General features: G+C 59.6%; 10 protein-coding genes and 5 pseudogenes. 7 read left to right on the forward strand and 8 right to left on the reverse strand.

Annotation, left to right across the window (positions count from 1 at the left end):
* The 5 genes and pseudogenes from M653_RS0128690 to M653_RS1000000134760 all read left to right on the forward strand — a co-directional run.
* Nucleotides 1-600: aldehyde dehydrogenase family protein (locus M653_RS0128690; protein ID WP_027146413.1), on the forward strand; the 600-nt coding region annotated here is incomplete at its 5' end.
* Between the two features lie 11 nt (nt 601-611).
* Complete coding sequence (locus M653_RS0128695; protein WP_027146414.1) at nt 612-1,844, forward strand: pyridoxal phosphate-dependent aminotransferase; 1,233 nt, start codon at nt 612-614, stop codon at nt 1,842-1,844.
* A 154-nt stretch (nt 1,845-1,998) separates the two neighbouring features.
* Complete coding sequence (locus tag M653_RS1000000137920; RefSeq protein WP_280940126.1) at nt 1,999-2,118, forward strand: FAD-dependent oxidoreductase; 120 nt, start codon at nt 1,999-2,001, stop codon at nt 2,116-2,118.
* A 965-nt stretch (nt 2,119-3,083) separates the two neighbouring features.
* Entirely contained in the window at nt 3,084-3,356 is a 273-nt protein-coding gene (locus tag M653_RS1000000137085; RefSeq protein WP_156938307.1) for a transposase, read from the forward strand.
* A gap of 189 nt (nt 3,357-3,545) precedes the next feature.
* A pseudogene (locus tag M653_RS1000000134760) lies at nt 3,546-4,351 on the forward strand (transposase); the annotation flags it as partial.
* A gap of 243 nt (nt 4,352-4,594) precedes the next feature.
* Here the strand turns inward: M653_RS1000000134760 and M653_RS1000000134765 are convergent.
* Nucleotides 4,595-5,854: pseudogene (locus tag M653_RS1000000134765) on the reverse strand (IS110 family transposase).
* 238 nt (nt 5,855-6,092) lie between these two features.
* Nucleotides 6,093-7,311: pseudogene (locus M653_RS1000000134770) on the reverse strand (IS110 family transposase).
* 236 nt (nt 7,312-7,547) lie between these two features.
* On the opposite strand from M653_RS1000000134770, the pseudogene M653_RS1000000137925 reads away from it, so the two are divergent.
* A pseudogene (locus M653_RS1000000137925) lies at nt 7,548-7,718 on the forward strand (transposase); the annotation flags it as partial.
* 382 nt (nt 7,719-8,100) lie between these two features.
* Nucleotides 8,101-8,238 (forward strand): annotated as a pseudogene (locus M653_RS1000000138285) (IS481 family transposase); the annotation flags it as partial.
* Here the strand turns inward: M653_RS1000000138285 and M653_RS1000000136275 are convergent.
* From M653_RS1000000136275 to M653_RS0128770, 6 genes are all read right to left on the reverse strand, one after another.
* Nucleotides 8,230-8,430 (reverse strand): DJ-1/PfpI family protein, encoded by a 201-nt coding sequence (locus tag M653_RS1000000136275; protein ID WP_084636994.1) that lies wholly within the window; start codon nt 8,428-8,430, stop codon nt 8,230-8,232. The pseudogene M653_RS1000000138285 and the gene M653_RS1000000136275 sit on opposite strands and share 9 nt — an antisense overlap.
* Before the next feature lie 88 nt (nt 8,431-8,518).
* Nucleotides 8,519-9,787: an FAD-binding oxidoreductase gene (locus M653_RS0128750; protein WP_027146418.1), complete on the reverse strand. Its 1,269-nt coding sequence runs from the start codon at nt 9,785-9,787 to the stop codon at nt 8,519-8,521.
* A gap of 266 nt (nt 9,788-10,053) precedes the next feature.
* A complete protein-coding gene (locus M653_RS0128755; protein ID WP_027146419.1) occupies nt 10,054-10,863 on the reverse strand; it encodes an ABC transporter permease in 810 nt (269 codons plus the stop codon).
* Nucleotides 10,863-11,612 (reverse strand): ABC transporter permease, encoded by a 750-nt coding sequence (locus M653_RS0128760; RefSeq protein ID WP_051442859.1) that lies wholly within the window; start codon nt 11,610-11,612, stop codon nt 10,863-10,865. Before M653_RS0128760 ends, M653_RS0128755 begins: the two co-directional genes overlap by 1 nt.
* 134 nt (nt 11,613-11,746) lie before the next feature.
* Nucleotides 11,747-12,526, reverse strand: a complete 780-nt coding sequence (locus tag M653_RS0128765; protein ID WP_027146421.1) for a transporter substrate-binding domain-containing protein — start codon at nt 12,524-12,526, stop codon at nt 11,747-11,749.
* Between the two features lie 43 nt (nt 12,527-12,569).
* Nucleotides 12,570-13,382 carry an ABC transporter ATP-binding protein gene (locus M653_RS0128770; protein WP_051442858.1) on the reverse strand — a complete coding sequence of 271 codons (813 nt, stop codon included), beginning with the start codon at nt 13,380-13,382 and terminating at the stop codon, nt 12,570-12,572.
* Nucleotides 13,383-13,412: the final 30 nt, after the last annotated feature.

The following is a 13,412-nucleotide window of genomic DNA, read 5'->3' on the forward strand; positions in this document are numbered from 1 at the left end:
GACGCCTTGGTGCCGCGGTTGAAGAAGGCCTATCAGAGCGTTTCGGTCGGCAATCCGCTGCAGACCTCGTCGCTGGTCGGGCCGTTGATCGACAAGGCAGCGTTCGATGCCATGCAGAAGGCCCTGAGCGAAGCGACCGCCCATGGCGGCAAGGTGACCGGCGGGACACGGGTCGAGAATGGCCATCCGGATGCCTATTATGTCCATCCGGCGCTGGTCGAAATGCCAAAGCAGGTTTCGCCAGTAACGGAAGAAACCTTCGCGCCGATCCTCTATGTGATGAAGTATTCGGATTTCGACACCGTGCTTGACGAGCACAATGCGGTCGGCGCCGGCCTGTCGTCATCGATCTTCACGCGGGACCTGCAGGAATCCGAGCGCTTCCTCGGTGTCGATGGTTCGGATTGCGGCATCGCCAATGTCAATATCGGCACCTCGGGCGCCGAGATCGGCGGTGCCTTCGGCGGCGAGAAAGAAACCGGCGGCGGCCGCGAGAGCGGCTCCGATGCATGGAAGGCCTATATGCGCCGCGCCACCAACACGGTGAACTATTCCAAGGCGCTGCCGCTGGCCCAAGGCGTCTCATTTGACATCGAGTGAGGAACAGGCCGATGACCGTCACCACGAGGATCGACGAGGCCGGCTTCGTGCCGTCATCGCGCATCTCTAACATCGGAGTTTCGCCGATCCTGAAGATAGGTGTCCGCGCAGAGGCCATGAAGCGCGCCCACGCGCCGGTGATCATCCTTGGCGCGGGCGAGCCGGATTTCGACACGCCCGACAATGTGAAGCAGGCGGCCTGCCGCGCCATCGAGTGTGGCCATACTAAATATACCGCGCTCGACGGCACCGCAGAGCTCAAGCAAGCGATTCGCGAGAAATTCCAGCGTGAGAACGGGCTCGACTACGAGGCAGACGAAATCACCGTGGCGGTTGGCGGCAAGCAGGTTGTGTTTAACGCGATGATGGCGACGCTCAACAATGGCGACGAGGTGATCATCCCGACGCCGGCGTGGACCTCCTATCTGGATATCGTCGCCATCGCGCAGGGCGTACCGGTTTGTTGTGTCTGTAGCGCTGAGGCCGGCTTCAAGCTTGCTCCTGAGCAATTAGAAGCGGCGATCACGCCGAGGACGAAGTGGCTGATCCTGAATTCGCCCTCCAATCCCTCCGGGACGGCCTATAGCGAGGCTGACTATCGGTCGCTGATTGATGTGCTGCTGCGGCATCCGCACGTCTGCCTGCTGGTCGACGACATGTACGAGCACATTGTCTATGGCAATTTCCGCTTCACCACGCCGGTTGCGCTGGAGCCTCGGCTGAAGGCGCGAACGCTTACCGTCAACGGCGTATCGAAAGCCTATGCGATGACCGGGTGGCGCATCGGATATGCCGGCGGGTCACGCGATCTGATCAAGGCGATGGCGGTTGTGCAGAGCCAGTCGAGTTCCTGTCCGTCATCCGTCAGCCAGGCTGCTGCCGTCGAGGCGCTTTCCGGACCGCAGGACTTCCTGAAGGAGAGGACGGAAAGTTTTCGCCGCCGCCGCGATCTCGTTGTCGCCGGCCTGAACGCCGTCCAAGGCATTCATTGCCGCGTTCCGGAAGGTGCCTTCTACGCTTTCGCTGGCTGCGCCGGCCTTATGGGCAAGTCGACGCCCGCCGGCAAACGAATCGAAACCGACACCGACTTTTGCGACTACCTCCTGGAGAAAGCTCATGTGGCGGTTGTTCCGGGTGCGGCTTTCGGCCTCTCACCCTTCTTCCGGATTTCCTACGCGGCATCCGAAGCGGAGCTTGAGGAAGCCATGCAGCGCATTGCGGCCGCCTGCGCCAACCTTGTCTAGACGGCGAGGCGCAGGAACAGAACCGATCGATGCTGAATGACCGCCGTTCGCACGGCGTTTTGGGAAGCGACCGCGCCGCAGGGGTCCGGACACCACCGCACTTGGCGGATCCCATCCACCGATGTGGTTGTCGTCGGCGGCGGCTATACGGGGCATGTCATGCGCCCTTCATCTGGCCGAAGCGGGGTGGCGAGTGCTTTTGCTGGAAGGCCGCGAAATCGGCTTTGGCGGCGACGGCCGCAACGTCGGGCTGATCAACGGGGCCTGTGGCTGATGCCGGACGATATGATCGCCGCGCTCGACCCAGTCTAAGCGAACGGCTGCTGAGTGTGCTTGGCGACGGTCGTCGCCGGTCATGGAGCTGATCGACAGGCATGGCATTGACTGCGAATTGCAACGAAACAGCACGCTCTGCTGTGCTGTCGGCCCGACGGGCTGAAGAAAATCAACGAGCGTGAGGCGCAATGGCGAAGGCGCGGCGCGCCGGTGCAGCGCTCGATGTCCTGGAAACGAAGAGATTGCTGGGCACATCAGCCTGATGCCGGCGCTTTGCTTGATCGGCGCGCCGGCACCTTCCAACCGCTCGCCTGAGGCGCAACTACCGTTGCCGGGTCTCGAGCCGAGTTTTTCTGATGGCAGCGTTCCCGCCCCGATATCCGCAAAGCGTCGCGAAGATCAGCGCTGCGGACTGCCGATCAGAAACGCCGGGACGGCACCGGGGTCTGCCTTTATGCAAAGCTCTGGAGGACGGCGAGTTCCGCTGGCCGAAAGTGCATGACGGCGTGATTGAGGTTGACGGCTGCACAGCTCTCGGCCCTGCTCGAAGGGCTCGGTTGGCGGCGAGTCCACGAGGCGCGCCGGACCCGCATTCCAGCCCAGGCGGGCTGACCCCGCGACGAAGTGAATCAGCCTGGATTCCGCTGTCGTGGGCCGTCGGCGAATATGGTCTGATCGGCTCATGTCGATTTCGGCCGACCAGCTTCCCGACGACCCGGATGCGCTGAAGAATGCTCGTCTGGTCCAGATCATCAAGGAATTGCAGCGTGACCTTGCCCTCTGATCTAATCCGGTTTGAAGTTCGTTCTGGCCCATTTGAGAGGACCAGGACATGAAACGTAGCCGCTTCTCCGTGTCAGCCAATGACGTTAACCGGCCTCACGCACAAGATTCCTGACAGTCCCCTGCATCGGCTCTTCCTGAGAGCGGTTCGAGTGAATCTCATCTGCCGTCGCCTCATGCATGCCTGGCATAGGACCCGTCACCGCGCTCACCTACAGGGCAACTATCGATGATGCCAAGCGCTTCCGCCGCAGTGAGGCGCGAACGGCCTTGTTCGAGGCGCAACGTCATCCTGCGCCCGACGACCCGATGGTCGAGCATGAAGGCTCGGGCAATGAAGATTGCCAATCGACAGGGTGCCCGACGTGCGAAGGTCGCCCTGGCCAGACGAATGGCAGTCACCTTCACCGCATGTGGGTTGACGAACAGGATTTCCGTTGGTCAGCAGCTTAGGCTGAGCTGTCCATGGAATAGCGAGCGCTCGATGCAGGGCGCGGTCCGGACGAGTTCGCATGATCTGTCGTTGCCGGTTCCCGAGCACGCCGAAGAGCTTTGAACCGATCGGACCCACGGACACCATCATGCCGGCGGCTGCGTGCCGACCGCGAACAGAAGCAAAGAACCTGCATCGAACGTCACGTCTTGACTGGAGGATACCGAATACAGAAGCAGATCATCGGCATTTTGAAGGAACATGAGGCCGGGGTGTCGGTTGCCGATCTGTGCCGCAAGCACTGGGTCAGCGACGCCTTGATCTACAACTGGAAGGCCCGCTTGGGCGGGATGGATGTCTCCGATGCTCGGCGACTGAAGGCGCTGGAGGACGAGAACACGCGGCTGAAGCGGCTTCTGGCCGACGCCATGGCTCGACAATGCCGCGTTGAGCGATCTTGTGGGAAAGAAGTGGTGACGGCCAAGCGGAAAGCTGTCGCTCGCCTGAAGGAAGGCTTCGGAATGAGCGAACGGCGGGCGTGTAAAGCCATCGGCTGTTGCCGTATGACGGTTCGCTACGAGACCAGCAGGCCGAACGACCGCGAGGTTCGCGAGCGGATGAAGGCGATCGCGCAGGAGCGTCGCCGGTTCGGCTACCGGCGTCTTCTCGTGATGCTGAGGCGGGAGGGCCTGGTTGTGAAGCACAAGAAGCTGTTCCTGCTCTATCGGGAGGAGAAACTCGCCGTTCGCCGCCGTGGCGGCTGCAAACTGGCGATCGGGACCAGGGCGCCGATGCTGGTGCCGCTGAGGCCCGACGAGCGCTGGTCGCTTGACTTCGTATCGGACCGCTCACCGACGGGCGCCGCTTCCGCATCATGGCCGCCGTCGACGACTGCACGAGAGAGTGCCTGGCACTCATCGTTGATACGTCTTTCTTGGGCATGCGGGTTGCCCGCGAATTGGACCGGCTCATCACCGAGCGCGGCCGGCCGAGGATGATCGTCAGCGACAATGGCCTAAGAGCGGAAGGAAATGGAGCCTGCAGTCAAGGTCTCTCTGTTCGTCAGCATGCTCTTGCTGCGTGACGTTGGTCAAGTCATCGAACCAGGCGGCTTCCACCGGCAAGGGAAAAGATCTCGTCCATAGCAAACACAGGGTACGCACGCAGGCGGCCCTCGCCGTGCTCAACACGAGCTTCTGATCCAGGCGGAAGACCCGAACATTATCTACATGGTCATCGAAGCGATGCCCTCACGGCCCTAGCTGACAGAGGTTCTTCCCCCTGGCACCCGCCCTTCAACGAAGGGCCGGTAGTCGGAACCACCTTGACGACGGCGTGCACGACACGCGCCATCTTGGCGGTAATAGCGGTCATTGCCTTGCGGCGTAGATCGGGATTGTCGCGATCCCTCGCGATGTAGCGTTCGAACTTATGACGGAAGCCGTTCTCCCGCTGGCGGATGGCGACTTGTCCGGCGATCCACAGGGTGCGGCGCAGCCGAGCATTGCCGAATTTGGAAAGGCGGGTCTGGCCTCGATATTGGCCTGATTGCTGTGTCGAGAGGTCCAGTCCGCAGAACTTTAGGAATTGGCGATGATGACCGAAACGGCGAAGATCGCCGGCTTCGGCAATGATGGTCAATGCGTTGATCGGTCCGATGCCCGGGATTTGTCGCAGGAGTTGATAATCCTGGCTGTGCCGCAACAGCTCGTCGGCCTGCGCTTCGATCTCATTGCGCTGCCGGATCAGACTGCGTGCTTCGTCAATGACCATCCGGAACATGCGAATGGCAGGCGCATCAAGCGGCAGCGGCCGTCCGATCGATGAGCGCGCCGTCTCGTAAATATCCGTTAGAATCTGTGACTTGCTGACCTTGCGGCCGACAACACCCCAAGCTGCTGTTACAAACTCCTCCTTCGTCAGCACCGTGATGCTTGCCGGCGTCGGAAAGGCATCGAGGAATGCGAAGAACCAATCGCTGCGGCTGTTTCCTCGGAAGCGATCGATCTCGGGAAAATACAGCGGCAGGTAGTGCGTCAGGATCCGGTGCTGAATCTCGGTCTTTGCCCTGGCGATCGCCTCATGTGTCTTCGACAGTTCCTGTACATCGTTGATGCCGGCGCGCAGCGGATCGTGGTAGCGCTGCGTCGCCTGTATTCGGAGCATGTGCAGGATCACCTGCGCGTCCTTGGGGTCGTTCTTGTCCCAGCTATTGTGCAACGCTTCTCGCGTCCCGCGAGCGCCAGAGACGACACCAGTCGAACCTCGAAACCAGCCTCAGCCAAGCGCCATGCAATCGGCCGGTGATAGTTCCCCGTCGCCTCGAAGCCACAGACCACCGGGCGACCGTACGTCTGCAGGACTTCGACCAGATGGTCGTGCTCAGCACGGTTGTTGAGGACCTGCGGACGGCGTCGGCGTTTGTGGCTTGGGTCTTCGATCAGAATTTCATTGCGAACCTTGGCGATATCGATTGCTACCAGCACCGCGCCGGCGGTGTAGAATCTGAAGTGGTCATGGTCGGTCTCTCCGGAATGGGTTGTGAACATTCACATTCTAGAGAAACTCCGACTGGCCAAGGCCGCCTCCAGCGGTGTGCGCCCGCAGCAAAAAGCTGCGCGCACCGCGGTCTCGGCCGCCGCCGCTCCTTCATTCCGCAGGTGCTATGGCAGCGAGTTCACCTCGAACGCCCATCATCTCTTGGGGCGGATCAGAACCGCGTCGAATGGCATTACATTGCGAATAGCCCCTTCTTCTCATTCGGCGGCTTTTTCCACAGCGTTTTGCCTGTTCGGTCGCGTCCGCCATCGGGAAGCTGCTGCTGCATAGGCAGCTTCCGCCTTCTCGACTCGGGATCGTTCTTCGGCGCGCTTGGCCGGGATGTTGTAGTCGAAGGCGGTGCCGCGTCTGGCATGGCTGGTCGGAAGGCCGGCACGCAGCTCGACCGATCTTAACTTGCGGGCGAGCAAGGCCGGCCGGGCCCAGATGTAGTCGGTATCCTTGCTCAGCATGTGCCAGATGATCATTGCAAGCTTGCGCGCAGTGGCGACGGCCGCGATGTGCTTCCCGCGGCGCGAGGCGATGCACTTGTAGAAGGCGCGTAGAGGTCCTGGCGATCGCACAGCCGCCCATGCCGCCTCGACCAGCATCCCCGCGCATGGCCGCGGCCCTGCTTTGTGATGCGCCGTGATAGGCTGGCCCCTCACCAGACTGCCGCACGCTCGGATTGAGGCCAAGATAGGCGACGAGCTTCTGTGGATCGCTGAAGCCCCGTATGTCTCCGATTGCCGCGGCAACCCTTGCAGCCACGGTGACGTCGAGGTCGGGCAGCGTCATCAGGCGGCGGATCGCGGATCTTGGAGCGCATGCACCGCGATATCCGCCTCGACCACCGTCAAAGCCTCGTTGATCTGGTTAATCAAGCCGAGGTGGCGCTCGATGGCAGTGCGCTCATCCGCAGGCAATATTTGCCTCGTTAGCCATTTGCTCCCGCTGATCCCGACAAGGTTCCCATGCGGACACGGCGGGACAGGTGGGCATGGAGGATTGACTGGATCAGGTTCTTCAGCCGCGAACGCTGGCGAACCAGCTGTGTCCGCTTGGTGACCTGTCTTCGGAGGGCAAGGGTCCCCGGATCCGGAACCCAGACCTCCGGCAGAAAGCCCGAGGCGTAGAGCTTCGCAAGGACAGTGGCGTCGATCGTGTCAGTCTTCACCTTCGCGTGCGCGATCATGTGCACCTGCTTGGGATTGGCGATCACGACCCGATCCACGTAGGGCGATAGCACCTCGGCGACGGCCGCGGCCTTGCCGGTCGCCTCGATCACCACTGGTCGTCATGGGTGAGTTCCTTCTTGGCGAACGCCTCGAGCTGATTGCGCAGCATTTGAACGCGGCCGAGCTTGGCGAGATTGCCATCAAGCAACGACACGACCTCGGCGGCTACGCGGTGTATGTCCATGCCGATAATACGCACGTTTCCCTCCATCGTTGGTCACGAACAGGGAGCCAGCGGACAACACGACAAATACGGATCTGCGCATCCGGGCGAGTCTTAGGGGCGGCCAGATAACGTGCTCGATCTCGCAGTTCATCTGCATACAACGGCCTGTCCGCACTTGCGTGCTCTCGGTGCCCCGTGGCCCGGATGCGCCAAGCTTAACGGAACCTGACGACCGAACAAACGATGGCACCGAGAACAACATGCCGGATAATGGCTTCATCGAGAGCTTCAACGGCCGACTGCGCGATGAACTGCTCAACGAGACGCTGTTTACCTCGCTGGCTCAGGCGCGCGTAGCCATCGCCTTGTGGCGCGCCGACTACAACACCGCGCGGCCGCACTCCCAAATCGCCTGGCAGACACCGGCCGAGTTCGCCTCCACCTTCAATCCGCGACAGTCGCTCGCGCTGCGATATGCCGAAGGCTCCGCGCCAGCGCCAGTCGCTTCACCCGCCCAGCAGGGCACAACCCACGCCGGAAACGAACTCAAACTGAAAAAAAACTGGGGGCAAGGTCAGCGAAGACGTGAGCGAGCGGCTCGACATCGTGCCGGCGCAGTTGCGTGTGATCGTCGTGCGTATGACACAAGGTGCGGTGCGCGCGAAAGATGTCGTATTCGCAGGTGGTGCCTACACGCGAGGCGTATTACCCAGAATAGAGCGAGCCATGCTGCCAATCGCGATTTACGTGATTGCAACTGAGCCGCTCGGTGCCCGCCCTGCTGAGGCAATCGACCCTTCGCATGCTGTCTACGATACGCGGTTCGTCTCCGCCTACAACTTCGCCCGTAGCAAGACCCTCAAGGGTCTCACGCCTTGAGAGTTCATCTGCAAAGCCTGGGCCATAGAACAACAGCGCTTCAAGCTAAATCCGCTCCCGCAAATGCCGGAATTAACAACTGACACAGGTCGGGTGGCCTTTCATCAGGCCCGCCGCGGCGAGTACAAACGTGCCAGTGCACAGACCGATCAGAGTCAACTTTTCCCGACTGGCTTCCTTGAGAAACGCGATGGTTCTGTCATCGACAGGATTTTCACTGTTCAGTAGCCCGCCAACGACCACAATGTAATCGAAGGCTTCAGGATCGGCCAGTTCCGGGTTTGCGCTACTATACGCTGCAACTCAACTTGATCAGATTCGTCGAGGTCGCCAGCACCTGCCGGTTTGTTGTTCCTAAGTGTTACTTCACGCCTTTGGCGAGCCTGTCGCGCGTTTGATATGCGGTATAGGTGAGTTGCGCGGCGGCGAGGCCCGCGAGGCCGTAGGTACGGGTCAGGCCAAACTTGGTGAAGCTTTTTGGTACGGGTGTCCCCTCAGTCAGTGCAGCGGCGAGTGTTTCACCCGCGACCGTCGTCGGCGCCATCCCGTGTCCTCCAAATGCCAGCGCGTGCCAGAGGCCATCAGCGTCGCGACCGATTTGCGGCATTTTGTGGCGCGCGTAACTCATCAGCCCGCCCCAGGCGTAATCGATTTCAACGTCTGCCAGCTGTGGATACACGCGTATGAGGTCGCGCCTGAGTAGGCGAGTGATGGCGCCGGGATCACGGTTAAACACGGATATTCGCCCTCCCCAAAGAATTCGTTTGTCTTGTAATGGGCGGTAGTAGTCGAACGCGAAGCGCGTATCGTAGACTGCATGCGAAGCGTCGATTGCCTCAGCAAGGCGGGCACCGAGCGGCTCAGTTGCAATCACGTAAGTCGCGATGGGCAGCATGGCTCGCTCTATTCTGCGTGATACGCCTCGCGTGTAGGCACCACCTGCGAATACGACATCTTTCGCGCGCACCGCACCTCGTGTCGTACGCACGACGAAGCTCACGCCGTCACGCTCAACCGAGCAGGCTGGGGAGTGCTCAAAGACGCGCGCACCCCCCTTCATCGCGGCTTCGGCCACACCGAGGACGTACCTGAGTGGATGAACATGGAAAGCGTTAGCCTCAAAGAGACCACCATGGTAGCGCTTTGTCTTCAGCCGAGAGCGCAGCACTTCCGTCGGGACCGGCTCCCATTCAACATCAAATTCTCGCTCCATTAGCGACCTCAGTCCGTCGAGCCTAGACTGATCGTCGAACCAGTTCGCCAAGACCACGCCGCGGTCGACGATGTCGCAGTCGATGGCATACCGCGCAATCCGCGCGCGGATTAACTCTACAGCGTCGGTTGTAAGCCGGTACAGGCGGCGTGCTTCGGCTCGGCCTAGCGTGCGAAGCAGGTCTCCGGTATCGAGGCTGTAGCCCCCGAAAACGATCCCGCCGTTGCGCCCCGATGCGCCAAAGCCGACCCGCTCGCCTTCGAGAACGACGACGTCGCGCACGCCGCGTTCAACGAGCCCGAGCGCAGTGCACAGACCGGCGAGCCCGGCGCCAATGATGCAGACCTGCGTGTCAAGTATGCCCGTCAATTCTGGATAGATTTCGCGGGAAACGGTTGCCTCGTAGTAGCTATGCATGAGAACCTGTGATCTGGAGCAATCCATAAAACAAGGAACCGAAATGGGTCCCGGCGAAATATGCTGCACGTATCCGACAAGTGAGCTGCATCTTTCGTCGTTCCGGATACTCTGTTGGTTGAGTGATGTTGAATGAGGACAGGAAGAGGCGTCCATCTAGGTGTCAACAAAATCCCGACCGCCTTTCCCCCCCAATGAACCGCACGTTTACGATTTGCTGCCGAGTGAACTCTTCCCTTTTGGACAGTTCATCTGCGCGCGGCGTATCATCCTACTCTGACTGGGATACGCGCTTCGAGTCGATTGAAAATCCATACGAGCAGCCCCGTGAGAACCATGTATGTCAATGCAAGCAGAAGCAATGGCTCGTAGATGACGAACGTATCCTGACGAACTCGGAGTGCAACGGCATAAAGGTCGACGACCGTGATGGTAGCGACAAGCGGTGTCGATTTGAGCTGCAACACTGTGTCACCAGACAATGTCGGCAACGCCGTTTGTATTGCCTGCGGTAACCAGACCCGGCGAAATACTTTCCAACGGCTCATACCGAAAGCGCGTGCGGCCTCGAGCTGGCCGCGCGGCACGCCGGCAAAAGCACCGCGCATAACTTCGCCCACGTAGCCTGCGAAGGACAGCGTTAGAGCGAGTACGGCGTAAGGCCACGCCTGGCGAACGAGGGGCCAGAAAGCGGATTCGCGAACCCACGGATATTGCGGGAAGAGCGAGCCAACCCCGTAATAGAGCAACCAAATTTGTAAGAGCAACGGTGTGCCTCGGATGACGGTGCAGAAAGCTTTCGCTGGAAGACTAAGCCAGTTGGGGCCCGTCACTTGAGCGAGCCCAAGCGGCAACGCTAGAACGAAGCCGAAGACGCAGGTCACGATAAGGATCCAGATCGAAGTCCACAAACCGGCCACCGCAAGCGTGTAGTAATCGGGAAGCCAATCCCAGCGCATAAAGACGGCCGCTGCGGTTACCAAGGTTATGGCTATCACGATCAATATGATTCGATGTGGCTCGAACCAGCCAATCGGGCGGTGGTTCTCCGAGGCAGTCGTCGGGGAATGGGTCATCAGCGGCTCTCCGCAACCGGCGGCTGACCGCGCCTTGTCCAATGCTCGATGCGTCCAATAAGGGCGTTGGAGATCAATGTGAGCAATAAGTAAAGCACACCAGCGGCCATGAAGAAGGTGAAGTAGGCTTTTGTAGCGCCCGCAGCCTGTCGTGTCTCCAGCGTCAATTCATTGAATCCGACAACGGCTAGAAGAGCTGTGCTCTTGAATGCACTCACCCAGAGATTTGCCAGACCTGGGATAGCGAAGGGCAGCATCGCAGGCAGAGTGATGCGCCGCATCAGCATTGTCGGGCTCATGCCAAAGGCTCGCCCAGCCTCGATTTGGCCTTGCGGCACCGCGAGGATCGCGCCGCGCAGCACCTCCGTTGTGTATGCACCCTGTACGAAGCCGAGCGCAACGATTCCGGCTACTGGCCCGGTGACGTCAATGCGTCCGTAGCCGAAAGTTTCTAAGAGGCGGTTGATCAGGTCCGGAACCGCGAAATAGACGAGCAGAATCAGCACCAATTCCGGTACCGCGCGGATAAGCGTGGTGTAGACTTGAAGCAAATCGCGTTGCACAGGTCCGCCGTAGAGCTTGCCGTGAGCACCGCCCATGCCAATGAGCAATCCCAAGGCGAATGCGCCGACACCGATTTCGATTGAGTTAATGAACCCGTGAAGCAGATTTCCACCCCAACCAGGTGACGTAGGTGCAAGTAACTCGAAAATGCTGGTCTGATCCAGCGATAACAATAGTTCAGTCAAGAAAACCTCCAAAACAGTGTTGAGATGACCCTCGCCAGAACCTGCCGTTCACCGGGTGTGAAGAAGGAGCCGCCGGTCTCCGACTCAGTGAGGCGAGTGATTGCGAGGGTCAAAACACTAGGACAGATGTGTCTTCATTCGCCGTAAACGTCGAAGTCGAAGTATTTTTTTGTAATTTCGTTGTACTTGCCGTTAGCACGAATCCCCCTGATGGCGGCGTTGATCTTCTCTTTGAGCTGGGCGTCTTCTTTACGCAGGCCTGCGCCCACGCCCGCCGCCATGATCTTGGGATCATTGGCAACCTTGCCTTTTATCTCGCAGCAGGTCTTGCCCCCGGTTTTCAAGAATGAATCAACGGCAATCGGGCTGGCCATCCAGGCGTCGATCCGGCCGGCGACCAAGTCCTGTTGGGCCTCATCCTGCGTTTGGTACGTTTTGAGTTCTGCTAAGCTGTTTTTGAGATGCTTGCTGGCGTAGACTTCGGCATTGGTAGAAACCTGAATGCCCAAGATCTTGCCCTTGAGCCCTTCAGGCGTAGCATCCATCGTGACGTCCTTCGGACCGACAATTGTGTAGCCACTGTCACTAAAGTACTTGTCGGAGAAGTCGATCGTCTTTTTGCGCTTCTCTGTGATTGACATCCCGCTCATGATGACATCGATTTTCTTGGAGGTCAGAGAAGGGATGATCCCGTCCCAAGCGACCGGGGTGAGGACGCAGTCGAGTTTTGCCTCGGCACATATCGCATTGATGATTTCGATCTCCCAGCCGACCCAATGCCCTGAGGCATCTAGAGAAAAAAATGGAGGGGAGGGCTCTGCCGCGATTCCAACCTTCACCTGATCAGCTTGTGCCATCAAGGTGGATGCGCAAAAGATTGCCGCTGCTGTCAATAATTTTGAAACTACATTCATGGAGGTTCCCTTCACGGTTACTGTTTATGCTATTTTCCATCCGCTATGTTACTCGGCGGATGAACTGTTGAAGCCGCTCCGATTTCGGAGAGCCGAATATTGCGTCCGGCGATCCTTGCTCTTCGAGGCGACCCTCATGAAGAAAAACCACGTGGGTCGCGACCTCACGGGCGAATTTCATCTCGTGCGTGACCAGGATCATGGTGCGACCTTCACGGGCCAAACCGCCAATAACGCCCAGCACCTCGCCAACCAGTTCGGGATCGAGCGCCGAAGTTGGCTCGTCAAACAACATGACCCGTGGCTGGACGGCGAGCGCGCGAGCGATTGCGCCACGTTGCTGCTGCCCGCCGGAGAGAAATGCCGGGTAAACGTCGCGTTTTTCTAGGAGCCCCACTCTCGCGAGCAATTTCTCGGCTTCGGCGACCGCCGCTTCTCGCTTTACTCCAAGCACATGAACCGGCACCTCGATCACGTTTTCGATCAGGGTCATGTGGCTCCAGAGGTTGAAGCTCTGAAACACCATGCCGAGCCTGGAACGTATTCGCTCGATCTGCTTTCGGTCCCTCGGCTCGGTACTTCCATTGCCGTCATGCTTCAGGCGAATTTCCTCGCCATTCACGCGAATTATTCCGCTGGTCGGGTTTTCCAGGCAATTGATACAGCGAAGCAGGGTGGATTTGCCCGAGCCACTTCCGCCGATGATTGCGACCACATCGCCGTCGCGTGCGGATAGCGAGACCCCCTTCAATACATGGAGCGCGCCGAATTTCTTGTGTAGGTGCTCAACATGGATCGCTTCGGCGGCAATGTTCGCCACAGTTTGGCGTGGAATCGCCTTGATCGTGGCCGTCACTGCTGTTTGCTCCTATGAACGACAGCAAAG

The organism is Mesorhizobium sp. WSM3626 (genome assembly GCF_000513935.1).
GTDB lineage: Bacteria > Pseudomonadota > Alphaproteobacteria > Rhizobiales > Rhizobiaceae > Mesorhizobium > Mesorhizobium salmacidum.